The following is a 25,815-nucleotide window of genomic DNA, read 5'->3' as shown; positions in this document are numbered from 1 at the left end:
ACGGCGGATCGTTGCCGGTTCTACAGACCGGTGTAACGACAACGCCGGTGCGAACGCCAAGGGAAGCCTGTTCGCGGGGTATTTTACTGATTTCGATACAGGCGGCAATTCACGGCGTGCGGGATTGGCCGTTTGGATAAGGGGCAGTGCTCGGATGCGGCCTGATATGAGACCGGGATGAGACCGCGGTGCAGCCCCGGCCTCCGACCTCGACGTGACATCGGCGCAACTTCGGATCGCGCCGCCCCCGCATGTCACTTGCGCTTGTTTTCCAGTTCGTCCCAACGTTCCAGCGCGATCAGCAGTTCCTCGTCGATCGCAGCGTAACGCGCGGTCAGACGCGTGCCTTCCTGCGGGTCTTTCGCGAAGACCGAGCCGTCTTCGAGTTGAGCACCGATGGTTTTCTGCTCGGTTTCGAGCGCGGCAATCTTCGCCGGCAAAGCCTCGAGCTCGCGTTGATCCTTGAACGACAGTTTGGCGGCGCGCTGCGTGTTGCGGCCTGCGCCGCTGTCCTTCGACGCCGTTTCTTTGGCCGCTTCTTTCTGCACATCCTGCGCCATCTGCTGCGAGCGGTCGCGTTGGATCTGCCAGTCGGTAAAGCCGCCGACATACTCGCGCCACTTGCCCGCGCCTTCCGATGCGATCACCGAGGTCGCGACGTTGTCCAGAAACGCGCGATCGTGGCTGACCAGCAGCACGGTGCCGTCGTATTCGGTGAGCAGTTCCTCGAGCAGTTCGAGCGTTGGGATGTCGAGGTCGTTGGTCGGCTCGTCGAGCACCAGCACGTTGGCAGGCCGCGCGAACAGACGCGCCAGCAAGAGGCGATTCCGCTCGCCGCCCGACAGCGACTTGACCGGCGAACGCGCGCGCTCCGGCGCGAACAGGAAGTCGCCGAGATAGCTCATCACGTGCTTTTTCTGGCCATTGACTTCGACCCACTCGCTGCCTGGGCTGATCGTGTCGGCAAGGCTCTTGTCCAGGTCCAATTGCGCGCGCATCTGGTCGAAGTACGCGACCTGCGGATTGGTGCCGACACGCACTGTGCCTTCGTCCGGCGGCAATTCGCCGAGGATCATCTTTAGCAGCGTGGTCTTGCCCGCACCGTTCGGACCGACGAAGCCGATCTTGTCGCCGCGCATTACCGTGGCCGTGAAGTTGTCGACCACCGTACGCGAACCGTAGCGCTTGGTGACGTCGGTCAGTTCGGCAACGATCTTGCCGGACTTTTCACCTTGGCCCACGTCGAGCTTCACGTTGCCCAGCACATTGCGGCGCTCGGCGCGCTCATTGCGCATCTGCACGAGCCGCGCGATCCGGCCGACGCTACGCGTACGGCGCGCTTCCACGCCCTTGCGAATCCACACTTCTTCCTGCGCGAGCAGCTTGTCGAACTTGGCCGCTTCCACTTGCTCGACTTCAAGCTGCTGCGCCTTTCTGGTCTGGTAGGCGCTGAAATTGCCCGGATACGACAGCAGACGCCCGCGATCCAGTTCGACGATGCGCGTGGCGACACGGTCGAGAAACGCGCGGTCGTGGGTGATGAAGAGCAAACCGGCGCGCAGCGACACCAGCAGTTCCTCGAGCCAGCGAATGCCGTCGAAGTCCAGGTGGTTGGTCGGTTCGTCGAGCAGCAGCACGTCAGGCTGCACGACCAGCGCGCGCGCCAGCGCGACGCGCTTTTGCATGCCGCCGGACAGCGAACCCACCCGCGCCTCGCCATTCAGACCGATCTGCTGCAGCGTGGTGGCCACGCGCGTGCTCCAGTTCCAGGCGTCTGAATGATCGAGCGCCGATTGCAGCGTGTTCATACGCGACATCAGCGCGTCGTGCTCCGCGCCTTCCGGCTCGTCGGCAAGCTGATTGGCGACCACGTCGTATTCGTCCAGCAGCGCGCGGGCGTGAGTCAGGCCGGCGGCGACCGCATCGAACACGGTGTCGTCCGTATCGAACTCCGGCTCCTGCGGCACGTAGACCGAAGTCAGACCCTGCTGACGCGTGACGAGACCGTCGTCAGGCTTGGTCAGATCCGCGACGATCTTCAGCAGCGACGACTTGCCCGCGCCGTTGCGGCCGATCAGCCCAACGCGCTCGCCCGCTTCGAGAGAGAAATCCGCGTGATCGAGCAACGCGACGTGACCGAACGCCAGTTGGGCCCCGGTAATGGTGTAAAGCGACATGGAGAATTGGAGAAGACAGCGATGAGTCGGAACTGCTCATTGTACCGGGCGCGCGGGCGGGTGCCTGTATGCCGGAAGAGATAGGCCGAATGGCCGGCTTGCAAAACGGATTCCGAGCGGGAAAACGCGGCCGGGCGGTGCTTGCACAGGCCCGGCCCTCGTGGGTGTGCAGGTTACTTCACATGCACCGTGATGGTCTTGCTCATCTCCGGACCATACGAACGATGCGCGCCGTCGCCGAATTGCAGTGTCAGCGTATGGTCGCCCGGCGGCAGCGTCAGATCGGTTTCGGTCTGTCCCTTGCCGAAGTGGAGCGATTTGTCGCTGGCGGGAATGACTTCGCCCTTCGCAAGCGGCTTGCCGTCGATCAGCAGATGATGATGGCCTGTGCCTTCTGTCATCGTGCCCGCCGGCGCGATCTTCATCCCGTCGACGCCGAACACCACGTGCACGGGATCGCTGACGGTTGCGCCGTCCGCCGGTTGCACGAACGACACGCTGGCGGCCTGCGCCGCGCCCGATACGGCAACCAACCCGGCCAGGACCGTACCGGCCAACCATTTGTTTTTAAACATCGTTTTTCTCCTTGTTAGGAAACGAGAGTCATGCGCGGGCGATGCAAGCGGCGATCGCGGCCCCAGTCTCATGAGGCGGATCGTCGCAACCCATGCCAGGCGCCCGGCGCACCAGTCCAAAGATGAGCTGCGGATCAGAGCATACACGGTGTGTATGGCTGGGACCGTCACGCGGGTCCGGACACGTCTCAGGCACTTTACGTGCGACGCCGCATGGGTAATTAGCGGTCCATTTGACAAATTCCGGTAATATTGCGGGTCGCCGCCGTGCCCAAAAAAGGGGCAGACTTGGCGGATCAATGCATTGAACCAAAGAAGAGTACGTCGTGAGCGAAGTCATTGAAGTGATTGAATATAAGAGCTGGGTCTGCCTGATTTGCGGCTGGATCTACAACGAAGAAGAAGGCCTTCCCGAAGACGGTATCGCCCCGGGCACGCGCTTCGCCGCGATTCCGGACGACTGGCGCTGCCCGCTGTGCGATGTCGGCAAAGCGGAGTTTGCGGTGGTGGAATTCTGAGTCAGCTCGATTGAGCCGGGGTGCGCCGCTTCAGGTAGCGCACCGGGTGGTTCGCGCGGCCCAGCGGGTAATATCCGCTGGGCCGTTTGCTTTGTGGGACGGGCTTCGCAGCCCTCCTCGCGGCTGGGCGGGTTTGATATACTCTGCGCTCGCCGGCGAATTTGGACTCGCCCGATTCTGCCTGGGGTTGTTCGTCGGCAGGAATGCAGCGATCATTTTGGTTCGGTCCTCTCCCCGTAGTTCAATGGATAGAACAAGTGCCTCCTAAGCGCTAGATACAGGTTCGATTCCTGTCGGGGGGACCAATATCAGTCTCGTACCACGTCACAACATCTCACAAGGCCCCACTAGCCTTACGCAGCGGGGCTTTGTGCAATATAGTCAGCCCATCCCTCCAACTGGCCTGAACTGACCGAAAAGGCGGCGAGGGAGTCACCTCGAATGCACCCTCTTCGGCCGTCGCGATGCCGGCTGGCTGCGCGGCTACACCGCCATCACCGAAACCGCCTTCGTGACCAGATAGCCATCCATCGCTTCCGGCCCCCCTTCCGAACCGTAGCCCGAATCCTTCACGCCGCCAAACGGCATTTCCGGCGAAGGCGTGGCAGGCTGGTTGATCCACAGCATGCCGACTTCCATCTGTTGCGACAGCAGATGCACGTTGCGGAACGACTTCGTGAACGCATAACCCGCGAGACCATACGGCAGGCGATTCGCTTCAGCGATCGCTTCTTCGAGCTTGTCGAAACCGCGGATCGCCGCGATCGGGCCGAACGGCTCGTTGTTGAACACGTCTGATTCGAGCGACACGTTGGTCAGCACGGTGGGCGCGAAGAAGTTGCCTTCCGAGCCCACGCGTTCGCCGCCCGTCTCGACCTTGGCGCCGGTCTTGCGCGCGTCGTCGAGCACTTTGCTCATCGCGGTGAGACGGCGCGCGTTGGCGAGCGGCCCCAGGGTGGTGCCTTCCGCGAGACCATCGCCAAGCTTCAGGCTCTCGGCGTGCTTGACCAGCGCGGCAGCGAATTCCTCGCGAATGCTGTTGTGCACCAGAAAGCGCGTCGGCGAAATGCAGACCTGGCCGGCATTGCGGAACTTCGCGCCACCGGCCGCTTTAACCGCCAGCGCCACGTCGGCATCCTCGGCCACGATGACCGGCGCATGACCGCCCAATTCCATCGTCGCGCGCTTCATGTGCGCGCCGGCGAGTGCCGCCAGCTGCTTGCCGACCGGCGTCGAGCCGGTGAACGTGACCTTGCGGATCACCGGATGCGGAATCAGGTAGCTGGAAATCTCCGCCGGATCGCCGAACACGAGGCCGACCGTGCCCGCCGGCACGCCGGCTTCCACGAACGCCTGCAGCAGCGCGGCCGGCGACGCCGGGGTTTCCTCCGGCGCCTTGACGAGGAACGAGCAGCCGCTCGCGAGCGCCGCGCTCAGCTTGCGCACGACCTGGTTGACCGGGAAATTCCACGGCGTGAATGCCGCCACCGGGCCGATCGGCTCCTTCAGAACCAGTTGCTGCGCCGCCAGGTTGCGCGACGGCACGATGCGGCCATAGACGCGGCGGCCTTCATCGGCAAACCATTCGATGATGTCGGCCGCGGCCAGCACTTCGCCCCGTGCTTCGGCGAACGGCTTGCCCTGTTCCTGGGTCATCAGGCGGCCGATGTCGGAGGCGCGCTCGCGTACCAGTGCGGCGGCTTTGCGCATGGTGCTCGCGCGTTCGTTGGCCGGGATCTTGCGCCAGGCTTCGAAGCCGCTTTGCGCGGCGGCCAGCGCCCGGTCCAGGTCGGCAATGCCGGCATGGGCCACCTTGCCGATGGCCCGGCCGGTGGCCGGATTGATGACGTCGAGGGTTTTGCCGCCGGCGGCGTCGCACCACTCGCCGTTAATCAGAAGTCGGGTATCGGTATAGCCTGATGTGACCATGTTGTGTTCCGGATAGTTAGAGGACGATCAACCGCGATGCGGATACGGACAGGCGGCCAATAGCGGGCTGCCGCAATGCGGTCGATCATTTAGGATTACTAGAATGTGTCCGCGGCGAAGTCGTGCAGACGCTACCGAATGCGACCTCACCGTGCCCACGTCAAAGTGCGATCGGCGGCATCAAGGAAATCAGGCGTCGCGAAGCGCCAGTTCGACATGCTTCAGGCGTCGCACAATACGTTCGATGAACTCCACCGTAACATGGGGCAGCACGCGCTGATTAGGTGCGATGACACCGACGGTGAGCGCATTCACGTTCACGTCGTCGAGCGGTCTCCACACCACTTCGCCACGCGCCAATTCGTCAAGGAAAGCCAATTTGGAGAAAAAGGAAATGCCCCGGCCAGACGCAATCAGCCGCTTGAGCAGCGTTGTCGAGTTGCAGGTGACGCTCGGCCGCAACGACTCGCAGTACTCGGGAAAGTCGGCCGTGACGACGCCCTGGATCGGCGATCGTCCCTCCAGCCGCAGAAACGCGTGATTGCGGCATTCGTCGAAGCTGATGCGGTCCATCTTCGCCAATGGATGCGACGATGCCATGATGACGCCCGGCGGCAGCGCGACCTCGGTCACGACATCGAGACCGGCTGGCAGCTTCGTGATGTACGAGATACCGACGTCGTACTCACCACTGACAAGCCGCATGGGTACTTCGTGCGGGGGCACCGCTGCGATCGAATAGGTGACAGCCGGATAGGCGTCTGAAAATTCCTCGACGGTCGACGGCAGAAAATCGACGAAAAGCGAATCCATTGCCGTCACCGTCACATGCCCCTTGCGCTCCCCCTTCAGGTCATCCAGTTCGCTGCGCATCAAGTGGAAGTCGTTCAGCGTCGCGCGAATGTGCTGCAGCATGCGCTCGCCAGCCGCGTTCAGCCGGATGCCGTTCGGCAGCCGGTCGAACAACTCTGTCCCCATCTCCGCTTCGAGCTTGAGGATTTGCCGGTTGACCGCGCTCGACGCGACATAAAGATTCTGCGCGCCCTTGCGGATCGAACTGCATCGAGCGACTTCGACAAAATATTTCAGGACATTCGCGTGCATCGTCTTGCCTCAGTTCATCGGCCGCACCGTCCAGGTCGCGACCACGGGATGATCGCAGGCTATCTTACCCACGTCGCATGCGCCACCCGGGGAACCGAGCGCACTGACGTCCGGCCCGAAGAAATCCCGGTTCACGGCGGCGAACATCGCCTCCGATTGCGGCAGTTCTTCATCGTGAAAGATCGCCTCGGTCGGGCACACTGAGACACACACCCCGCAGTTGATGCATTCCTCGGGGTGGATGTACAGCGTGCGGCCACCCTCGTAAATACAGTCAACCGGACAGCATTGCACGCACGCACCGTCTTTGACGTCGATGCACGGCGAAGTGATGACGTAGGCCATCAGCGTCCGCTCCAGGCCGGTTTGCGCTTTTCCTGGAAGGCGCGCACGCCTTCATGCGCGTCCTCGGATTGCAGCGCGGCAACCACAGCGGGCAGCCGCAACGCCTGGGCGTCCGCCGGCGAGAGTGTGGACGTGCGCCTCACCACCTGCTTGATCGCCTGCAGCGACAGCGGAGCGCACGCGAGCAGTGCCTGCACCCAGCGCTCGACGGCGTTATCCAGTTCGGCACGCGGCACGACTTCGTTGACGAGGCCCATGTCGAGTCCCTCGCGTGCCGAAATTCGACGGCCCGTCATCAGCATCGCCATCGCCTGGCGATAGGGAATCTGGCGTTGTAGCAGCGTCATGCCGCCGTCGAGCGGCATGCGCCCGACGAGCGCCTCGGGCAGCCCGAAGCTCGCCTCGTCGCAGGCGACCACCAGATCGCACCCGAGCACCATTTCGAAGCCGCCACCCAGCGCATAACCGTTGACCCGCGCGATCACCGGCACGTTCAGCGTCTCGCGAAGCGCGATGCCGCCGAAGCCGCCCGGGCGCGGCGCCGCCCAGTATTCGAGGCCGCTCACTGAGGGATTCTTCAGGTCAGCGCCGACGCAGAACGCGCGCTCGCCCTCGCCGGTCAGGACGACGACGCGCACGTCGCGGTTATGCTCGAGTTCGGTCCACACGCGTTGCAGTTCGGCTTCGGTGGCCAGGTCCACGGCGTTGAGCGCTTCCGGCCGCGCCAGCGTCACCGTGGCAACGTGCTGATTGATGGCAAGACGTACGCTCATACAGCCTCCGTGGCGACCTTGCCGCGCAATTGTTGCAGGACCTCTTCGGTATGCTGGCCGAGGCGCGGCGGCCCACGCCGCAAGCCCACAGGCGCAAGCGAAAGCTCGATCGGGCTGCCGATGAAGCGCACCGGCTGACCCTCGCCCTCGCCTTCCAGAATCAGCCGGTTATGCAGGGTCTGAGGATCGACCAGCGCTTCACGCAGATCACGCACCGGTGCACACAGCAGGTCCTGCTCTTCGAGCCGGGCGAGCCAGAAGTCGCGCGTGTTGCTCGCAAAGCGCTCCCGGAAAATGCGCTGCAATTCGGTCTTGTGAGCGAACTGCTGGGTGAGATCGCAAAAACGCGCGTCCAGCGACAGATCTTCAATGTCCAGTGCGGCACAGATGTCGCGCAGCGGATTCGCCTTGAACGCGCCCACGAGTACCAGCGCACCGTCCTGGGTATCGAAGACACCCGAGAGCGGCATCGCCGCCCAGTTCACTTCCGAGTCGGCCATCATGATCATGGCGGCTTCCTGCATCTGCATCGCGAGCATCGAGTTGTAGAGCGACACGTTGACCTTCTGCCCCTCGCCCGTGCGCTCCCGATGCAGGAGCGCGAGCAGGATGCCCTGCACCATGTGCATGCCCGCCGAATAGTCGGCAAGGGCGGTTGGGTACACGGAAATCGGCAGCGACTCATCCGCGCGGCGCGCCATCGCACCGCTCATCGCCTGGGCAAGCACGTCCTGCCCCCCTTTGTGCGCGTAGGGTCCGGTTTCGCCGAAGCCCGTGCCCACCGCGAAGATGACCCGCGGATTTAATCGACGGCAGTCTTCATAGCCGACACCCATGCGGTCCATCACGCCCGCGCGGAAATTGCTGACGACCACATCCGCGTCCACGATCAGGGCCTTCAAATCGGCCAACTGCTGCGCGTCGCGCAAGTCGAGTGCCACGCTGCGCTTGTTGCGGTTCAAGCTGCAGAAGATCGGATTGTCCGCGCCGGCCACCGGCTCGAACGTCGAGCGGCTCAAGTCGCCCGCGCCCTTTCTCTCGACCTTGATCACGTCGGCGCCGTAATCGGCGAGCATCTGCGTGCAGACCGGGCCCATCATGACCTGCGTGAGATCGACGACACGCACGCCGGCAAGCGGCAGATCCGGCGTCTTTGCCATGTTGTCTGCGGCGCTCATGCGGCCTCCCGCTTATTGATGTGCACGGCAAGCGGCGGGACGTCGGCGTTGCGGCCTGTCTGGTCGCCCGGATCGGCGCCTTGCACCCGCAAGGTCTTCTGCAGCGCCTGCACGTCGACGTCGCGCACCCGCACGCCCGCACCGAGCGCGAGCGCGGCAGCCACCCCGGCGGCTTCGCCCATCGCCATGCAAGGCGGGATTTCACGCGACATCTTCTGCGCCTGCGAGGTCGCCGAATAGTGGCGGCCGGCGACCAGCAGGTTGTCGATCTGCTTCGGCAGCAACACGCGGTACGGCATGTAGTAGTCACGGCCACGCGCGATGCTGTCGTCGAAACGGGTACGCTGCGCGAGGTCATCCTTCGTCATCACGTACTCACCTTCGAGCAGGCGCGTCTGGCGCACGCCGGTTTGCGGCGCGACATCGATCACGTAACACTGCTGGAAGCCCGGCAGCTTGTCGCGCACGAAATCGACCACCGCGTGAATGTGCTGCCGGCCCTGCACTTCCGCACGGGTCAGGTCCTCGGGCTTGAGGCCGTCGAGACCGGCCATGTGCGGGCAGTTGCACCACACCACGCCGGGCAACGGTGTCTTCAGCCACCAGTAGCCCCACGAGCCGCCGAGAATACGCTTGATCTGACGATCCAGTGCCGCAAACGCCTCGGGCTCTTCGGCTTCGAAGCGCTCGGCCGCCTCCGTATCGACGCCGCCGAGTCGAAATACCGTCGTCGTGATGTAGGTGCCGCCGACATGCGGCACACCCGCCGACGCCGCGACATCCAGGTCTCCCGTCGCGTCGATCACCACGTCGGCGAGGATCGCTTCACGGCCGCTCTTCGTCTCGCAGATCACGCCCTTCACCTGACCGTCTTCGACCAGCGTGCGCGAGAACCATGAATGCAGACGCAACTTGATGCCGAGCGATTCCACCATCTCCAGCGCGACGCGCTTCATCGCATCCGGATCGAACGCCGCGGCGAAACACACCGGATGAGGCGTCTTCTGGCTGTGAAAGTCGAAGGCGCCCCAGCGTCCCCACTTGCGATACGCCGCGGGATCCTCGCCCCATTCGTCCGAGCGCGGGAACATCGCCAGCTTGCGCGCCGCCATCCGTTCGATGAAAGTCATGCAGACGCCGCGCACCGAAATTTCCTGCAGGTGGTTGTCCCACATGTCGTCGAGCACCAGCACCATGCCGCCGGATGCGAGGCCGCCCAGGTGGTTGTAACGCTCCAGCAGAATCACCTCGGCGCCGTTGCGCGCCGCCCCAATCGCGGCCGACAGGCCTGCGGGACCGCCGCCGACCACCACGACGTTCGTTTTGGCCGCGACGCGCACATCGCTTGCGCTTTCCTGAATCCAGTCGCTGATCATGTTCATTTGTTTCCTCTGAAAATTCGGGTGTTTCGTGTGCGATTCAATGCGTGCTTTCGGGCTGCCATCTGACCACCAGGCGCTCGATGATCGCGATCACCAGGAAAAACAGGCCGGACAGCACGGCGCTCATGATGATCGCCGTATACAGCAAGGCCGAATCGAAGCTGTAGGTCGCCTGAATGATCATGGCGCCGATACCTTGCGTGGCACCGATCCATTCACCGACCACCGCGCCGATCACCGACATCGACGCGGCAATGCGCAAGGCGGAGAAGAGATAGGGCAGCGAAGCGTAGAGGCGCAGCTTGAAGAAGATTTCGCGCTTGCTTGCCGAGAGGATCTGCATCAGTTCCATGGCTTGCGGGTTCACCGCCTGCAGTCCGCGGACCATGTTCACGAGCGTCGGGAAGAAGCAGACAATCGCCGCGATCGTGATCTTCGGCTCAAGACCGTTACCCATGATGAGGACGAGGATCGGCGCCTTCGCGACCACCGGAATCGAGTTGATCATCACGGCGACCGGATAGAAAATGTCCTGCAGCGTCTTGTTGTGCACGAAGACGGTGGCGAGCAGGATCGCCGCCAGGTTGCCGAGCAGAAAACCTCCGCATGCCTCGATCGCAGTCGGCACCATGTTCTGCAGCAGCACATCGCTCTTGCTGAAAAGCGTCTGCAGCACCATGAACGGCGACGGCGCGATAAACGGCTTCACATGAAAGCCCGCCACGACCGCCCACCACGCGAACAGCAAGCCCGCGACGCCAAGCACCGGCAGGAGCCGGGCGCGCCACAGGCGCTGACGGCGACGCGCAAGCCATGCCTGCGCTTCAGGATCCGCCGCTTGAGACGACAGACTCAATTGCATTTCGGACGTGGTCATCAGCAGGTCTCCAGTACGCGTCGCAGATAGGCAGCGAGCTCGACGAATTCGCGGGTTTCGCGGATGTCGAGCGTTCGATCTTCCGGCAACCCGACCGGGACGATCTCTTTCACACGTCCGGGGTTGGCGGCCAGCATCAGCACCCGCTGACCGAGAAACGCCGCTTCATAGATGCTGTGGGTCACGAAGAGCGTCGTGAGACCCATCTCTTTCCAGACGCGGCGCAATTCTTCGTTCAGACGGTCACGCGTGATTTCATCGAGTGCGCCGAACGGCTCGTCCATCAGCAGGACTTTTGGGTCGCTGACGAGCGCGCGCGCAATCGCGACACGCTGGCGCATCCCGCCCGACATCTCGTGTGGGTAAGCGTCCTCGCGGCCCTTGAGGCCGACAAGCTCGAGCAGCTCGCGCGGCGTTGCCCGGCCCGCGCGGGCGTTGCCGCCCCCGACTTCAAGCGGCAACTGCACGTTCTGGATCGCCGTACGCCACGGCAGCAACGCCGCGTCCTGGAACACGAAGCCGATGTCCCGATGCTCGCGCGCGACACGGGGCGCCGCGCCGAGCACGCTGATCTCGCCGAGGCTCGGCTGGATGAGGTCTGCGACGACTCGCAGGAACGTCGACTTCCCGCAGCCCGACGGACCGAGGAGCGTGAGGAATTCACCGGCCGCGACGTCAAGGCTCAAACCCTCAAGCGCGGTGATGCTGCGCCGATCGGTGAAGAAGCGCACATTGATATTGCGGCAGCTGATAGACAGATTGGAGTCCTCAAGCGCGGCAACGGATGAGCCGGCCCCGTCCGCGCGCGGCGGATTGACAGTGGCAGCATGCATGAATTACACCTTGAGGCGAGAAGATCGGGTAGCGTTGAGAATGTCCAACGTCATCACGTCATCGACTTTTGGCGGCTTCCCAACGAACTGACCCAGATTTGCATACATCGCAATCTGCTCTTCCCAGACTTTCGCATCCATCGTTCCCCAGCCCTGCGTCTGCGTTGTCTGATCGAACGCGTAGCCCATCAGCGAGTCGATCGCGACGCGCTCATCGGCGCGGTTCAGGTTGGGATATTCCTTGATGAGCAGATCGACGGCCTGGTCGCGATGCGCGTTCGCATAAACCCAGCCACGCGCGGTAGCGCGCAGGAAACGCACAACCGTGTCGTTGTGGTCCTTGAGGGTCTCGGGGGTCGTGTAGTACGGCAGCGCGTAGAGGCGCACGCCCGTGTCCCACAGACGCAGATCGACGCGATCCGCCCCGAGCGGTTTGAGTGCCGTGGTGTTGGTTTCCCAGCCGGTCACCGCATCGACCTGCCCACTCAGAAGCGGCATCATGTCGGCGCCGATCGGCACGATGTCGACCTGGCTTTCCGAAATTTTGTTCTTCGCGAGCAATGCCTTGAGCAACACCATGCCCGTCGACTGAATACCGATACGCTTGCCGATCATGTCGTGTGCCGAGCGTATGGGTTTCTTCTTAAGTGAAAAGAAACTGTAGGGATGCTGCTGCAATCCGACGGCGATGCACTTGATGGGCAAGCCTTCCGAGACTGCAAGCATGATCGACGGACTCGACGAAATCTCACCGACCTCGAATCGCCCCGAAGCGACAATCGCTACGCCATCAATGTTCGGGCCGCCCGGCTGGATGTGGAAATCGATTCCTTCCTGCTCGTAATACCCGAGCCGCTTCGCCGTCACCTCACCGACCTGGTTGCCGCCCGGGATCCAGCCCAGTTGCATGTTGACGGTTGCCCTGTCGCCAGCAAAGGCGCGCACCGACAGCAGCGCGCCCGTAGCAGCCATGCCGCCCGCCGCGAGTGTCATCCGCAGCAAACGCCGACGTCCGGCATTTTCGATTACTGACATCATCTCCTCCTTTGGTCCTTCCTGGATACAAGGGGCCGGTCTTCAAACACTTAGCGCTGCCGGTCGAATCGATTATTAAGAGCCAAAAGTGTCCTCGCAAGCATCAATTTTGAAGATGAGCGATGCTGAAATTAGAGCGGTGTTCCCAAGCGAGCTTTCTGACAAAGCGCCTACAAGCGTGCGCGATTCGTACACCCATTCGATCTTGACGCGCTAAAAATTCGATCACTGGTAGTCAAATTCGGTGCTAGCTGTCGCGAATTTTGTTCCGCAAGAATCGCCAGCAATCGCACCAGATTCGCCACGGCGTGCAGGACAACGACCGAAAGGCGGATGTAATGGCATCCATCTCGATGCGGGAACGCAGCGTTGAGTTGCCTATCGACCAGAGAAAGTCAGGACCGTGATCGCAGCAACAACGATTCCGCTACACAACGTATTTGCTTCGTGATCCTAATGACAAAGCCGCATCAAGCCTGCTTCAAGCATTCGCTTTCACTTTCCCAAACCAGCGCTCAAAGGAAATCATGAATCGACGCATCTTTGCTCTCGCCGCGATGGCTCTGTTCTGCCAGACGGCATCCGCCCAAAGCAGCGTGACCCTGTACGGCCTGATCTCGACCGGTATCGTCTATGCGAACAACCAGAAAGGAGCCGACAATCAAGGCCACTCGACATGGCAATTTGCGAGCGGCCCGATGCAGACGCCTCGCTGGGGGATGAAGGGCGTGGAGGATCTGGGCGGGGGCCTGCAAGCCATCTTCACGCTGGAAAACGGCTACAGTCTCGCGACTGGCTCACTGTCGCAAGGCGGCCGGGAGTTTGGGCGGCAGGCTTTTGTCGGCTTGTCGTCGAAATCCTTCGGGACGGTAACGCTAGGCCGTCAATACGACGAGGCCGTCACGCTGTGTGCCTTCGAGTCGGCCTGTCAGTTCGCGGCCTACGGTGCGCACATTGGCGACAGTGATAACGTGTTCGACACATTCCGGATCAACAACGCGGTCCAGTACAAGAGCGTCGACTACAAAGGTTTTCAGTTCGAAGGGCTCTACGGCTTCTCGAATAAAGCGGGCGGCTTCTCCGACAACAATGCTTATAGCGCTGCGGCCCAATATCACAACGGACCGCTGAAAGCCGGCGTGGCGTTCCTTCAGGTCAACACACCGAACGACGTCAATAACACGAACGGCGCGGTCGTGAATGACTATGGCTTCACGTCACCGTTCATCACGAATCCGGCGTCCCACGCTGGCGTGAGCAAGCAAAGGATGTTTGGAGCGGGCGGCGCCTACGCATTGGGCACGGCGAGCCTGTCGCTGCTTTATACCAACGCGCGATTCGACTATCTCGACACGTCGCGTCTGACGCTGCAGAATTTTGAGGTTTCGCTCACTGACTACGTGACGCCGCAACTCGTGCTGGGCGCCGCGTATATCTTCACCACGGGGCAATATCATCCGCAGAACAATAGTCCGAAATGGCATCAGGTGAATACCGGCGTGGACTATCTGCTCAGCAAGCGCACGGATCTCTTTCTCGTCGGCATCTTTCAGAAAGCGGCGGGTGACGCGCAGTACGCGCAGATCTATTCGCTCTCCCCGTCCAGCACCAAGTCGCAAGTCTCGGCGGTGATCGGACTCCGGCACAAGTGGTAGGCCCGTCGCTGTCGACCGTTGACCGTTGAGCACTAAGATCGGGAGATTGCACGGCAATCTCCCATCAGGTTCGGCGGTGGTTCGAATGGACGTTTGTACGTACTCCGAAAACCTTGCTTGCCGTCCGCACTAATCCGTCAGGAAGGCCGCTTCGGAATATCCAAACCCTTCACCACCGCCGGACGCGCGACGAACGCCGCCAGCACCCGCTTCACATTCGGAAAGTCTTCAATCCCGACCAGATCCCCTGCTTCGTAAAAGCCGATCAGATTACGCACCCACGGAAAGGTCGCAATGTCAGCGATCGAGTAGGTGTCGCCCAGAATCCAGTCGCGTCCTTCGAGTTGCTGCTCCAGCACACCAAGCAGCCGTTTCGACTCGGCGATGTAACGATCGCGTGGCCGCTTGTCTTCGTATTCCTTGCCGGCAAACTTGTGGAAGAAGCCGACCTGACCGAACATCGGCCCGATACCGCCCATCTGAAACATCACCCACTGGATCGCTTCATAGCGGCCCGCGCCATCCCGCGGGATCAATTTGCCCGTCTTGTCCGCGAGGTAAATCAGAATCGCGCCGGATTCGAACAGCGGCAGGGGTTTGCCGTCCGGGCCGTGCGGATCGATGATCGCCGGAATCTTGTTGTTCGGATTCAGCGACAGAAACGCCGCGGACATCTGATCGTTCGTGTCGAAACGCACGAGATGCGGCTCATAGGGCAGACCGGTCTCTTCGAGCATGATCGACACCTTCACGCCGTTGGGCGTCGGCAGCGAGTACAGCTGAATCCGGTCGGAATGCTCGGCAGGCCATTTCTTCGTGATCGGGAAGGCGGATAGATCGGACATGGTGATCGTGTAACCCTTATGCGAGAACTGCGGCTGGAAATCGGAAACGGGCATCGGCGATCGGTCAGAAGACCGAAAGAAAAGACCCGAACGCGCGACCGCCAAATATAAACCGACTCAGCGCAACGCGTACGATCTCGCCTCGAAACCCCCTCGCACGACGTCGGCACTCGATTCGAACGTAACCACGCAGCGCTCTTCCCGAACGCACAACCGCGTCAGGGCACCCGGGCTCACCACAAATCCTTGGTCGCCGTAGCGGCGCGCAGGTTATACCCTTCACGCCACAACGCTGCGCCGACCGTCAACAGAAGCGTCTTCTGCTCGCCGTCGAGTTGCTCCCACGTCGCTGCCAGCCAACTGGCGAAACTCGCACAGGTGGGCTCGAGGTCGACGGGCGCTTTGCCCTCCAGGTACTGCCGTTCGAACATCGAAAGCACTTTTTCGGGTGTCATGGGCGCCTCTTCCGGGTTGGATGCGCCAAGTCTAAAGGCGACGCACGGCGCACGGAGCGTCCGCGGCGCCGAACCCGGGTTACTCCCAGGCAAAACGAAAAAAGGCGCCGAAGCGCCTTTTCCCATCAAGCTACACCGCGAGCCGAATTACGGCGCGTTGCGCTTTGCATTGTCCTTGGCATCTTCCTTCGCGTCGCCATAGGCTTTCTCCACCTTGCCGGCGCCTTGCTGCAGGTCGCCCTTCAGCTCCTTGCCCGGGTTGTTCGTGGCTTTACCAACGGCTTCATTGACCTTGCCCTTGATCTGCTCGCCTACACCCTTCACCTGGTCCTTGTTCATGTTCGGCTCCAATATTTGGAATGCCGGCGCGACATTACGCCAGTAATCCCTGTTGAGCAACGGGTGTGCCCGAGCGGTTTCCCCCCAACCAGGCCAGCCGCAAAAAATATTTTAAAAAAGCCCTAAAGTCCCGGCTCAGCTTGCCGTTATGCAGCCATGGAGGAGCCATGGACCGCACACTCATTACGCTGAAGGGGTCATCCCAGGCGGCGTTGATCGATCAGGATATCGCGCATATCGGGCGCGTGATGCGGCCGTCTTTACACGGCGATCTGGGCGGCCCGATTTTGCCGGCTGCCTACTGGCGCAAGCGTCTGTACCAGTTGCTCGACACCGGCCACCTCTCCCACGCGCAGCTGTGCGCTGTCGACAGCCTGTTGCTGCAGATCGATGAATTCGACGCGGCGTATCAGCGGGCATGGGACCCGCTGATGCCGGCAGTCTCCTCCTGGGCCCACGCGCCGCGGATTGCGGTCGCCAGCCGCCATTTCTGACGCGCCGCGTGTTTTATCGGCGACCTTCGCGTCGCGGCCGCCATCCCCATGCATAAAAAAAGGCCGCGAACCATGCCGCGGCCTCAAACACGTCGCAACGCGGGGAATTCGCGTCACGCTTAAAGCCTACACGTCCACCTGTGACAGCCGCATTTCGGCGTAGGTCGACGTTCGTCGCGGAAATTTTCTGCCCGTTCTTTGCGAAAATCGGGGAAATGGGACGACCTTAGGTCATAATGTCCGCAAAAATTCCCAGCAAGGACCTCCGTGACCCTCGCCGCACCGCTCGAACTGCTCAAACAGGCGCGCGCCCGCTTCACACAACGCGAAATCGCCGCGCATGTCGGCAAGGACATCAAGACGGTGCGTCGCTGGGAAAAAGGCGCCACACCGTGCCCGGCCATGCTCGAACCGGCCTTGCGCGATCTGCTGCGCAGCAGCGGGCGGCCCCGGGACGGCGCGGTCATGGGCGACGCCCAATTCCGCTTCATCGATCTGTTCGCCGGCATCGGCGGCATTCGCATGGGCTTCGAGGCCCACGGCGGCGATTGCGTCTTCACAAGCGAGTGGAACGATTTTTCCACCAAGACCTACCGCGAGAACTACCCCGCAGGCGGCGAACATGCGCTGATCGGCGACATCGTCTCCTTTCCCGCCGAAGACGTGCCGAGTCACGACGTGCTGCTCGGCGGTTTTCCATGCCAGCCGTTTTCGATTGCCGGCGTCAGCAAGAAAAACGCACTCGGGCGTCCGCACGGCTTCGAGTGCACCACGCAAGGCACGCTGTTTTTCGATGTCGCGCGGATCATCGCGGCGAAGCGGCCCGCCGCTTTCCTGCTGGAGAACGTGAAGAATCTGCTGTCGCACGATAAAGGCCGTACCTTCGACGTGATCCTGCAAACCTTGCGCGACGAGCTCGGCTACGAAGTGCATTACCGCGTGGTCGACGGCCAGCATTTCACGCCGCAGCACCGGGAGCGCATCATCATCGTCGGTTTTCGCGGCAGGACGTCGTTCTCCTGGGACGATCTGCGTCTGCCGGAAAGCGGGCCGCGCCTCGGCTCGATCCTGCACCGCACGGACGGCAGCGAACCGGTGCTGCCGTGGGACCATGATCGCTTCTTCGACCACGCCGCCAACCGCGTACAACCGAAGTACACGCTCACGCCGAATCTCTGGACCTATCTGCAAAACTACGCGGCGAAGCATCGCGCGGCGGGCAATGGCTTTGGCTTCGGCATGGCCTATCCGGACAGCGTCACGCGCACACTCTCCGCGCGTTATCACAAGGACGGCTCGGAGATTCTGGTCCATCAAGGCGAGCAATCGCGGCCGCGACGCCTCACGCCGCGCGAATGCGCACGGTTGATGGGCTTTCCCGATACCTTCAGGATTCCGGTCAGCGACACGCAGGCTTACCGGCAATTCGGCAATAGCGTCGTGATGCCGGTGATGCGGGAAGTGGCGCGCATCATGCTGCCGCATGTGCAAACGCTGCTTGCCTAGGAGATGCACAATGGTTCGAAGCAAGCCCTTTCGCTCTACACCTGAATGGCCTGATCGGCTACATGTGCGCTACGTAGGCTTTAACGATGGTCGATATCGTCGATAGCGCGACGCGCAGCCGGATGATGTCCGGCATTCGCGGCCGCAATACGAAACCGGAAATCCTGATCCGCAGCCTGCTGCACGGCCAGGGCTTTCGTTTCCGTCTGGACGCGCGCGATCTACCGGGGCGCCCCGACATCGTGCTGCCGCGCTACCGCGCCGTCGTGCTGGTGCATGGCTGTTTCTGGCACGGCCACGACTGTCATCTTTTCAAATGGCCGCAGACGCGGCCCGAGTTCTGGCGCGACAAGATCGGCCGCAATCGCAGCAACGACGACAAGGTTCGCGAGGCGTTGCTCGCGAACGGTTGGCGCGTGGGGGTGGTGTGGGAATGCGCTTTGCGTGGTGCGAATCGCGATATCGAGGGCGTGTTGCAGCGGCTCGTCGAGTGGCTGAAGAGCGACGCGCCCCGCTTCGAGGAGCGCGGCTGAAAGCCGCTTGTAGTTTGCCTCGCTGGAGCGAATCCCGACGCCGCTGGTGATACACTCGATTGGCTAGCTCGGAGCATTTTTGCATGCCAACGCTGCAACAATCCCGCTGGCAATTCAGTGGCAAGGCGGCAGCAAAAAAACACACCCCGATCATCCCAGAACCCACTCAAGAAGGGAGGCACACAATGGCTGATTTCCGTCTCTGGTCCGACGAATTTCCCACCAACGGCTTCATGCCGAAAGCCCACGAATACCACGACAAAGCATTCGGCGTGGACGGCGAGAACATCTCGCCCGCGTTGCAGTGGGACGCGCCGCCGCCCGACACCCAAAGCTTCGCACTCACCGTTCACGATCCCGACGCGCCCACGGGCAGCGGCTTCTGGCACTGGGTGGTCGTCAACATTCCGGCCGAGGCCCGCTCACTGCCGCGCAATGCCGGCAAAGCCGACGGCTCGCTGCTGCCGCAAGGCGCGCTGCAGGTACGCAACGACTACGGCACAGTCGGCTTCGGTGGCGCCGCGCCGCCGCGTGGCGACAGGGCGCATCGCTACATCTTCCGCCTGCATGCGCTGAAGGTGCCGCACCTGCCCATCAACGCGGACACCACCAATGCGGTCGCGCGCTTCATGACGCATCTGAATGAACTCGACTCGACCACTCACACCGGTCTGTACGAACTCAAATAATGCGTGAGACGCGATGCGGGTGCGCTGTGCGGCGCCGGCATCGTCGCGGTTGCCGCCGGTTTGCCCACGGCGGCCGTCAGCACGCGTGGATGATCGTGTAGCGGACCAGCCGCCCCACTTCAATTCAAAAGAACGATGCACGCACAACCATCGCGCAAGGACGGTTCGATGCCCGCCGAAGCCGCCGACACCCTTGCCGTCGGCACGCCGCTCGCGGATAGCACCGAACAGGGCTTGCCGCTTCCGCAACGCTACTGGGCGATGCTGGTTATCGCGCTTGGCCTCACGCTGGCGGTGCTCGACAGCGCGATCGCCAACGTAGCGCTGCCGACCATCGCGCGCAATCTGCACGCCAGCGCGGCCGGCTCGATCTGGGTCGTCAACGCGTACCAGCTCGCCGTCACCATTTCGCTACTGCCGCTCGCGTCGCTCGGCGACCGCATCGGCTACCGGCGCGTCTATCTGGCCGGGCTGATCCTGTTCACGGTGGCGTCGTTCGGTTGCGCGCTGTCCACCTCCCTGCCGACGCTCGCGCTTGCCCGCGTGATTCAGGGCTTCGGCGCGGCGGGCATCATGAGCGTCAACACCGCGCTGGTGCGCATGATCTATCCGCCCGCGCAACTCGGGCGCGGCGTTGCGATCAATGCGATGGTGGTCGCGGTGTCGTCCGCGGTCGGGCCAACGGTCGCCTCCGGCGTGCTCGCCATCGCCTCGTGGCCCTGGCTGTTCGCGATCAATGTGCCGATCGGCATCGCGGCGATCGTCGGCGGCTTCAAGGCGCTGCCGATGAATCCCGGCCACGATTCGCCATACGACTATCTGAGCGCGGTGATGAACGCGTTCGTGTTCGGCCTGCTGATTTTTGCGGTCGACGGTCTCGGCCACGGCGAAGGCTTCGGCTGGATCGCCGCGGAAGCGCTCGGCGCAGTGGCGATCGGCTACTTCTTCGTGCGCCGTCAGCTGACCCAGGCCGCGCCCTTGCTGCCGATCGATTTGCTGAAGATTCCGGTGTTCGCGCTGTCGATCGGCACCTCGGTCTGTTCGTTCTGCGCGCAGATGCTGGCCTTCGTGTCGCTGCCGTTTCTGCTGCAGGACACGCTGGGTTTTTCGCAGGTGGAAACCGGCTTGCTGATGACACCCTGGCCGGCGGTGATTATCATCGCGGCGCCGATTGCGGGCGTACTGGCGGACAGGATTTCGTCCGGTTGGCTGGGCGGCGTCGGACTCGTTGCAATGACGGCCGGCCTGCTGCTGCTCGCGACGCTCGGCGCGCATCCGCAGCCCCTGCAGATCGCGTGGCGCATGGCGCTATGCGGCGCGGGCTTCGGAATCTTTCAGTCGCCGAACAACCGGACCATGCTGTCGGCCGCGCCGCGCGAGCGAAGCGGCGGCGCGAGCGGCATGCTCGGCACCGCGCGCCTGACCGGACAGACGCTGGGCGCCGCCCTGGTCGCGCTGATCTTCGGCATCGCGCCACAGCATGGGCCGATCGTGGTGCTGTATGTGGCCGCGGGTTTTTCGGCGGTCGCCGCCGTGGTCAGCACGCTGCGGGTGATGCCCCGGGTGAATGTCGCTGCTGCCTGAGCACCCTCTGAGCGCACCATCACTCACCTGAACCCTCCATAAACGAAGGGCGCGAATCGCACCACGCGATCCGCGCCCTTCTCTTTTCCCTCGGCCCTGCTCGAATCAGTTTCGACGTGACCGGCACGCGCGGGTCGACCGCTCTGCTCCGCCGCTACCGACCCGGCGAGGTCGCCCTTACGTCAGCGAGTTTCACCGCCTTGGCCGTCACCGAAGATGCCGTCGCGACGTTGCGCAAATCGCCGAGGAAGGTATCGCGCCACACCGACAGATTGTTCTCGCGCATCGGCGCCATCATGTCCGCATGACGTGCTTGCCGTTCGGCGAGCGGCATCGACAGCGCGCGCTCCAAGGCCTCGGCCATCTGCGACAGATCGAACGGATTCACGACCAGTGCGCCCGGCAGTTGCTCGGCCGCGCCCGCGAATTGCGATAGCACCAGCACACCAGGATCGGCCGGATCCTGCGATGCGACGTACTCCTTCGCCACGAGGTTCATCCCATCGCGCAGCGGCGTCACATAGCCGACCTGCGATTGCCGGAACAGCGCCATCAGCAGGTTACGTTCGTATTTGCGGTTCAGATACTGAATCGGCGTCCAGTCGAGTTGCGCGAACCGGCCGTTGATGCGGCCCGCTTCGCCCTCCAGCGTCTGACGAATGCGTTGATAGGTCTGCACATCCGCGCGCGTCGGCGGCGCGATCTGCACCAGCGAAACGCGTCCGTGCCAGCCCGGTGCGTTCAGCAGCAGCCGTTCGAATGCCTGAAAGCGCTCCACCAGACCCTTTGAATAATCGAGCCGGTCGACACTCATGATCAGCTTGCGCCCGCGCATGCCGTCACGCAGGCTGCGTACCGGCTTGCGATCGGTGAACTGCTCGGCGGCCTTGGCGATCGCATCGGGATAGATGCCGATCGGGTACGCGCCCACTTTCAGGAAGCGGTTGTAGGCGTGCACCATGCCGTCTTCGCTCGAGGTGCCATGCTGGCCGCGCTCGATAAAATCGACGAACGACTGGCGATCCGCGTCGGTCTGGAAGCCGACCACGTCGTAGCTGCACATCGCCTTGACCAATTCCTCATGCGGCGGAATCGTGCGGAGTACTTCTGGAACCGGAAACGGAATATGCAGGAAGAAGCCGATCGGGTTCTTCACGCCGAGCTCGCGCAGGCAGCGCGCAAACGGCAGCAGGTGATAGTCGTGCACCCAGATGATGTCATCGGGTTGGAGCAGTTCCTTGAGCTGCTTGGCGAGCGTCGCGTTGACGCGCTGATAGCCCGCGTACTCCTGCCGGTCGTAGCGCGACAGGTCATTGCGATAGTGGAACGTCGGCCACAGCGTTGCGTTCGAAAAGCCGCGATAGTACTGATCGTAGTCGCGCTTGGTGAGGCCCACCGTCGCGTACGTCACATTGCCCTGCTTTTCGATGACCGGACGGGACGGTTCACTCACCGTCTCACCACTCCAGCCGAACCAGACTCCGCCGGTTTCCTTCAACGCGTCCAGCACGCCGATCGCGAGGCCACCTGCGGCGGGACGGCCTTCCTGGGTCGGCGCGACACGATTCGATACCACGATCAGTCTGCTCATTGGTGCTCCACCTGGTCAGTTGCTTCGTTGCATACGGATATGTGCCAGAACGCTGCATGCAAGTCGCGTGCCGTTTTTTTAGATGCTGGAAATAAAAATGTATGCAAATGTGACGAGCGAGCAGAAACACGCGGCACGGACGCGCCGCGAAGAAGTTTTTTCTGCTTTGTATGACGAACCCGAACCTTACCCGAACCTTCTTACCGGCCGTCAAACCCGTTCAGGCGTCCTGTTCCGAGCCGAGATCGCGCTGGTATTCCAGCCCTTCCGGACGCACGCCGCCCTGGTTGTGATCGCCGTCCGGCGGCGCATGAGGCGCGACGCGGTTCTGCGCGGCCGGATCCGGGGATTCGGGCGGCCCGCTCTTACTGCTGCCCGGCCGGGAATCGCGCTTCGAGTGGCGCGCGGAACGGCGCAATGCTGGATGTCTCATGATCGATGCCTCCACGGGAAGCCCGCCGCAATTGAGAGCGGCATCAATACAGTCTAGGTCACGACGGTAAATTGCCGGTAAAAGATGCGTCGCCCTTGTAACAAGTTCATAAAACCGCTGCGCCGGTGGCGCAGCGCACGGAAGGCATCAGAGTCGCATGCCTCGCGGCTGCGCGGGCCGACGCTGACTGGCTTGTGGCGTTTGTGTGGGCTGCGGCGGCGGATCGCCGATCGGCGGAGCAACGGGTTCGATCGGGTCCGGAGTCGGACCGGGGCTCGGAATCGTGTCAGGCTCGCCGGGATCTGGCGGCGGTGATGGCGGTTCGATCGGCTCGGGACGGTGAGCGTGCTGTGGAAGGGGAAGCGCGGGTGCGGCAGCGTATTCCGGCATGTCGGTTATCCTCGTTTTTTGCGTTCCCCTGGACCGCAGCAAGGCCTGTGCCGTTACCGATGCGCACCCGGCTGGATGGCGTTTTGTTGAGAGGGCCGAGGCGAGCCCGGCGCTGTATCGCGCGCCAGGCCACCGAGCGTGCGTTAAGCCACGTTAAGCATCCGCACCGCGCAATGCGCGCGATTCGTCGGCGGAATCACCGTCCTCACGCGCGTCGTTGCCATACTCGACCAGACGGTTGTACAGCGTCTTCAAACTGATGCCGAGAATCTCCGCGGCGCGCGTCTTTACACCGCCGCATTGTTCGAGCGTCGCCACAATCAGCTGACGGTCGGCTTCGGCGAGCGACGTGCCGAACGGAATCGTGATCGCCGTGCCGGCCGCGGGTTTCGACAAGGTGATCTGCAACGGCACCGTCGCCGTGCTGTCCGAATCCGAACCCGACATGATGTGCGCGCGCTGCACATAGTTCTTCAGCTCGCGCACATTACCCGGCCATGGATACGACATCAGCATGTCCTTCAGTGCGGCGGGGAAGTGCTTCTTCGTGCTGTGACGCTCGTTGAGTTCGTCGAGGAACGCTTGCGCGAGCAGTTCGACGTCCTTACCCCGGTCACGCAGCGGCGGCAAGCTGATCGGAAACACGTTCAGGCGGTGGTACAAGTCGAGCCGCAGCTTGCCTTCGAGCACGGCCTGCTCCGGATCGCGGTTAGTGGCCGCGATCAGGCGTACATCCGTTTCGATTTCCTTGGTCGTGCCGACCCGCATGAACATGCCGGTTTCCAGCACGCGCAGCAGTTTCACCTGCAACTCGATCGGCATTTCGGTGATTTCGTCGAGAAACAGCGTGCCGCCGTTCGCGCGTTCGAAATAGCCTTTGTGCTGACGGTCCGCGCCGGTGAACGAGCCACGCTCGTGGCCGAACATTTCCGATTCGATCAGGTTCGGCGAAATCGCGCCGCAGTTCACCGCGAGGAACGCGTGCTTACGACGCAAGCTGAGCTGGTGCAGCGTCTGCGCAGCGACTTCCTTGCCGGTGCCCGACTCGCCCACCAGCATGACCGAGGCCGCCGTCGGCGCGACCCGGCTGACCTGGTCGTAGACCTCCTGCATGGCCGGCGAATTGCCGAGCATCAGACCGAACCGTCCCATGCGGCGCAACTCGCCGCGTAGCGTGCCGATTTCCGCCTTGAGGTCGCCGGCGCGCGGCAGGCGCGACAGGATCGCCTTCACGCGCTGCATGTTGATGGGCTTCACCAGATAGTCGGTGGCGCCCATTTTCAGCGCGTTGACCGCCGACTCCACCGTGGCGTGGCCGGTAATCACGATCACTTCCACGCCGGAGCGCGGATCGAGATCTTCAAACAGATCGACTCCACTGCCGTCGGGCAGCTTCAGGTCGGTAAAGACGACGTCCGGCATCTGCCGAACCAGTTGAATGCGCGCTTCGCGCAAATCCCCCGCGGTGGCGGTGGTCAAGCCGTCTTCCCCAATGATGGCGGAAAGCGCCTCGCGGGTACTCGCATCGTCGTCGACAATCAGTACGTGTGGCATCGCGTCTCGAAAGCCCGAAAGCGTAAATGGGGAAACATGCAAAACCGCATGCTGAAAAAGCCGGCCGACGGCTTGTTGCTGCGCCCTGGCGCGCCCAGATGTGAGCACACGCTAACGTTTTGCAAAAGCGCCGAACCTTTGACTTGATTCAATACCGCAACAATCGATAGGGAAACTATCAATCCAGATGCGGCATTGTTGTCTATTTACCTATTATACGGCGTTATCGAGACAAATTTATAGTTCGCGCGAGGCGCCTCTCGTCAAGGCGACACGTCGACGCAGGGGGACGCCGGCGCCATCAACTGCGCGGAAATGGCCATGCACGACCTTGGCCGTTCAAACGCGCTGAGCCATCGGCGCCGTGCGCGGCACCGGGCGTCGAGGGGTTGGCGCTCGCCGCCGTCACGCTGCCGGACGGCGTAGCCGTCTTGCCGCCCTCATCCTCCCAGCGGCTCAGTTCTCGCGCCGCCGGAACCTGCGCAGCGCGATTTCGCTGCGCGTAACGCACCGCCAGAACGGCGCCCAGCGCCATCAGCGCACCGAAGATGCCAATTTTTGGTCGTGCCATCGTTAACTCCATGTGATTGTCAAACAGGTTGGCGTCGAGATCTGCGCGTTAGCGCGCGCTCAGCACGCCAAGCAGGAAACCGACGCTCGCGGCGATGCCGATCGCGCGCCAGGGGTTGTGACGCACGTAGCGTTCGGTGTTGACGGCCGCGGCCCGATAGCGCCGCTGCGCGTTCTGCTGCGCATCGCCGAGGGCCGATTGCAGGGTTTCGACATGCGAGCCCAACCGGTCGCGTAGCGCGCCGACGCCCTCTCCCGGCACATTGGCGGCAAGCCGCAGCATTTCTTCCGAGTCTGTCAGCAGCACCCGCAGATCATCGACGATCTTCTGGCCGCCGAGCGCAAGCTGTTGCGTGGTGTCAGTCATCATTCACTCCTGGTCTGAGTTCGGCGTTCGCGTGTTTTTCGCGAGTTGTTTCCGGCGCTCAACGAGCGGCGTCACGAGCGGTGG

Annotated in this window: 27 protein-coding genes and 1 tRNA gene; 8 read left to right on the top strand and 20 right to left on the bottom strand. The window is 62.6% G+C overall.

Annotated elements, in window-relative coordinates:
• Positions 1–254: 254 nt before the first annotated feature.
• Together ACAX43_RS21730 and ACAX43_RS21725 are read right to left on the bottom strand one after the other, a co-directional pair.
• A complete protein-coding gene (locus ACAX43_RS21730) occupies positions 255–2,177 on the bottom strand; it encodes an ATP-binding cassette domain-containing protein (RefSeq protein WP_370710478.1) in 1,923 nt (640 codons plus the stop codon).
• A 173-nt stretch (positions 2,178–2,350) separates the two neighbouring features.
• Positions 2,351–2,752 (bottom strand): DUF4399 domain-containing protein, encoded by a 402-nt coding sequence (locus tag ACAX43_RS21725; RefSeq protein ID WP_370710477.1) that lies wholly within the window; start codon positions 2,750–2,752, stop codon positions 2,351–2,353.
• A 326-nt stretch (positions 2,753–3,078) separates the two neighbouring features.
• Here ACAX43_RS21725 and ACAX43_RS21720 point away from each other — a divergent pair, with 326 nt between their 5' ends.
• Both ACAX43_RS21720 and ACAX43_RS21715 read left to right on the top strand, forming a co-directional pair.
• Positions 3,079–3,270: a rubredoxin gene (locus ACAX43_RS21720; protein WP_370710476.1), complete on the top strand. Its 192-nt coding sequence runs from the start codon at positions 3,079–3,081 to the stop codon at positions 3,268–3,270.
• Positions 3,271–3,500: 230 nt separating this feature from the next.
• Positions 3,501–3,575 (top strand) — tRNA-Arg (locus ACAX43_RS21715).
• A 178-nt stretch (positions 3,576–3,753) separates the two neighbouring features.
• Here ACAX43_RS21715 and ACAX43_RS21710 read toward each other — a convergent pair.
• From ACAX43_RS21710 to ACAX43_RS21670, 9 genes are all read right to left on the bottom strand, one after another.
• Positions 3,754–5,199 (bottom strand): NAD-dependent succinate-semialdehyde dehydrogenase, encoded by a 1,446-nt coding sequence (locus ACAX43_RS21710; protein WP_370710475.1) that lies wholly within the window; start codon positions 5,197–5,199, stop codon positions 3,754–3,756.
• 189 nt (positions 5,200–5,388) lie between these two features.
• Positions 5,389–6,303: a LysR family transcriptional regulator gene (locus ACAX43_RS21705; protein WP_370710474.1), complete on the bottom strand. Its 915-nt coding sequence runs from the start codon at positions 6,301–6,303 to the stop codon at positions 5,389–5,391.
• Positions 6,304–6,312: 9 nt separating this feature from the next.
• The gene (gene fdxA, locus ACAX43_RS21700) at positions 6,313–6,648 is read right to left on the bottom strand and encodes a ferredoxin (RefSeq protein ID WP_370710473.1); all 336 of its coding nucleotides are present in this window, start codon (positions 6,646–6,648) and stop codon (positions 6,313–6,315) included.
• Positions 6,648–7,421: an enoyl-CoA hydratase-related protein gene (locus tag ACAX43_RS21695; RefSeq protein WP_370710472.1), complete on the bottom strand. Its 774-nt coding sequence runs from the start codon at positions 7,419–7,421 to the stop codon at positions 6,648–6,650. Before ACAX43_RS21695 ends, fdxA begins: the two co-directional genes overlap by 1 nt.
• Positions 7,418–8,599, bottom strand: a complete 1,182-nt coding sequence (locus ACAX43_RS21690) for a CaiB/BaiF CoA transferase family protein (protein ID WP_370710471.1) — start codon at positions 8,597–8,599, stop codon at positions 7,418–7,420. Before ACAX43_RS21690 ends, ACAX43_RS21695 begins: the two co-directional genes overlap by 4 nt.
• Complete coding sequence (locus tag ACAX43_RS21685; protein ID WP_370710470.1) at positions 8,596–9,981, bottom strand: FAD-dependent oxidoreductase; 1,386 nt, start codon at positions 9,979–9,981, stop codon at positions 8,596–8,598. Before ACAX43_RS21685 ends, ACAX43_RS21690 begins: the two co-directional genes overlap by 4 nt.
• Positions 9,982–10,018: 37 nt before the next feature.
• Complete coding sequence (locus ACAX43_RS21680) at positions 10,019–10,858, bottom strand: ABC transporter permease (RefSeq protein ID WP_370710469.1); 840 nt, start codon at positions 10,856–10,858, stop codon at positions 10,019–10,021.
• On the bottom strand, positions 10,858–11,691 hold the full coding sequence (locus ACAX43_RS21675; RefSeq protein ID WP_370710468.1) for an ABC transporter ATP-binding protein: 834 nt from the start codon (positions 11,689–11,691) through the stop codon (positions 10,858–10,860). Before ACAX43_RS21675 ends, ACAX43_RS21680 begins: the two co-directional genes overlap by 1 nt.
• 3 nt (positions 11,692–11,694) lie before the next feature.
• On the bottom strand, positions 11,695–12,726 hold the full coding sequence (locus ACAX43_RS21670; RefSeq protein ID WP_370710467.1) for an ABC transporter substrate-binding protein: 1,032 nt from the start codon (positions 12,724–12,726) through the stop codon (positions 11,695–11,697).
• Between the two features lie 527 nt (positions 12,727–13,253).
• On the opposite strand from ACAX43_RS21670, the gene ACAX43_RS21665 reads away from it, so the two are divergent.
• Positions 13,254–14,381 (top strand): porin, encoded by a 1,128-nt coding sequence (locus ACAX43_RS21665; RefSeq protein ID WP_370710466.1) that lies wholly within the window; start codon positions 13,254–13,256, stop codon positions 14,379–14,381.
• Between the two features lie 137 nt (positions 14,382–14,518).
• Here the strand turns inward: ACAX43_RS21665 and ACAX43_RS21660 are convergent, their stop codons facing one another.
• The 3 genes from ACAX43_RS21660 to ACAX43_RS21650 form a co-directional block, all read right to left on the bottom strand.
• Positions 14,519–15,226: a glutathione binding-like protein gene (locus ACAX43_RS21660; RefSeq protein ID WP_370710630.1), complete on the bottom strand. Its 708-nt coding sequence runs from the start codon at positions 15,224–15,226 to the stop codon at positions 14,519–14,521.
• Positions 15,227–15,459: 233 nt separating this feature from the next.
• Complete coding sequence (locus ACAX43_RS21655) at positions 15,460–15,681, bottom strand: hypothetical protein (RefSeq protein ID WP_370710465.1); 222 nt, start codon at positions 15,679–15,681, stop codon at positions 15,460–15,462.
• Between the two features lie 147 nt (positions 15,682–15,828).
• Positions 15,829–16,020 (bottom strand): CsbD family protein, encoded by a 192-nt coding sequence (locus tag ACAX43_RS21650; protein ID WP_370710464.1) that lies wholly within the window; start codon positions 16,018–16,020, stop codon positions 15,829–15,831.
• A 167-nt stretch (positions 16,021–16,187) separates the two neighbouring features.
• Here ACAX43_RS21650 and ACAX43_RS21645 point away from each other — a divergent pair, with 167 nt between their 5' ends.
• The 5 genes from ACAX43_RS21645 to ACAX43_RS21625 all read left to right on the top strand — a co-directional run bounded on the left by ACAX43_RS21645 (position 16,188) and on the right by ACAX43_RS21625 (position 20,826).
• Positions 16,188–16,514: a hypothetical protein gene (locus ACAX43_RS21645; RefSeq protein ID WP_370710463.1), complete on the top strand. Its 327-nt coding sequence runs from the start codon at positions 16,188–16,190 to the stop codon at positions 16,512–16,514.
• Positions 16,515–16,781: 267 nt separating this feature from the next.
• Positions 16,782–18,020: a DNA (cytosine-5-)-methyltransferase gene (dcm, locus tag ACAX43_RS21640; RefSeq protein WP_370710462.1), complete on the top strand. Its 1,239-nt coding sequence runs from the start codon at positions 16,782–16,784 to the stop codon at positions 18,018–18,020.
• Between the two features lie 86 nt (positions 18,021–18,106).
• On the top strand, positions 18,107–18,553 hold the full coding sequence (locus ACAX43_RS21635) for a very short patch repair endonuclease (RefSeq protein WP_370710461.1): 447 nt from the start codon (positions 18,107–18,109) through the stop codon (positions 18,551–18,553).
• A 185-nt stretch (positions 18,554–18,738) separates the two neighbouring features.
• The gene (locus tag ACAX43_RS21630) at positions 18,739–19,242 is read left to right on the top strand and encodes a YbhB/YbcL family Raf kinase inhibitor-like protein (RefSeq protein ID WP_370710460.1); all 504 of its coding nucleotides are present in this window, start codon (positions 18,739–18,741) and stop codon (positions 19,240–19,242) included.
• 135 nt (positions 19,243–19,377) lie between these two features.
• A complete protein-coding gene (locus ACAX43_RS21625) occupies positions 19,378–20,826 on the top strand; it encodes an MFS transporter (RefSeq protein ID WP_370710459.1) in 1,449 nt (482 codons plus the stop codon).
• A 154-nt stretch (positions 20,827–20,980) separates the two neighbouring features.
• Here the strand turns inward: ACAX43_RS21625 and otsA are convergent, their stop codons facing one another.
• From otsA to ACAX43_RS21595, 6 genes are all read right to left on the bottom strand, one after another.
• Positions 20,981–22,417, bottom strand: coding sequence for an alpha,alpha-trehalose-phosphate synthase (UDP-forming) (otsA, locus tag ACAX43_RS21620; protein WP_370710458.1), 1,437 nt, complete (start codon positions 22,415–22,417; stop codon positions 20,981–20,983).
• Positions 22,418–22,637: 220 nt separating this feature from the next.
• The gene (locus ACAX43_RS21615; RefSeq protein ID WP_370710457.1) at positions 22,638–22,850 is read right to left on the bottom strand and encodes a hypothetical protein; all 213 of its coding nucleotides are present in this window, start codon (positions 22,848–22,850) and stop codon (positions 22,638–22,640) included.
• 147 nt (positions 22,851–22,997) lie between these two features.
• Positions 22,998–23,240: a hypothetical protein gene (locus ACAX43_RS21610; RefSeq protein ID WP_370710456.1), complete on the bottom strand. Its 243-nt coding sequence runs from the start codon at positions 23,238–23,240 to the stop codon at positions 22,998–23,000.
• Between the two features lie 153 nt (positions 23,241–23,393).
• The gene (locus ACAX43_RS21605) at positions 23,394–24,794 is read right to left on the bottom strand and encodes a sigma-54-dependent transcriptional regulator (protein WP_370710455.1); all 1,401 of its coding nucleotides are present in this window, start codon (positions 24,792–24,794) and stop codon (positions 23,394–23,396) included.
• 301 nt (positions 24,795–25,095) lie between these two features.
• Positions 25,096–25,365: a hypothetical protein gene (locus ACAX43_RS21600; protein ID WP_370710454.1), complete on the bottom strand. Its 270-nt coding sequence runs from the start codon at positions 25,363–25,365 to the stop codon at positions 25,096–25,098.
• Positions 25,366–25,413: 48 nt separating this feature from the next.
• Positions 25,414–25,731 carry a YqjD family protein gene (locus ACAX43_RS21595; protein ID WP_370710629.1) on the bottom strand — a complete coding sequence of 106 codons (318 nt, stop codon included), beginning with the start codon at positions 25,729–25,731 and terminating at the stop codon, positions 25,414–25,416.
• Positions 25,732–25,815: the final 84 nt, after the last annotated feature.

The sequence above is a fragment of the Paraburkholderia sp. IW21 genome, assembly GCF_041321145.1.
Taxonomy (GTDB): Bacteria; Pseudomonadota; Gammaproteobacteria; order Burkholderiales; family Burkholderiaceae; genus Paraburkholderia.
This window is presented reverse-complemented; position numbering and strand designations above follow the sequence as displayed.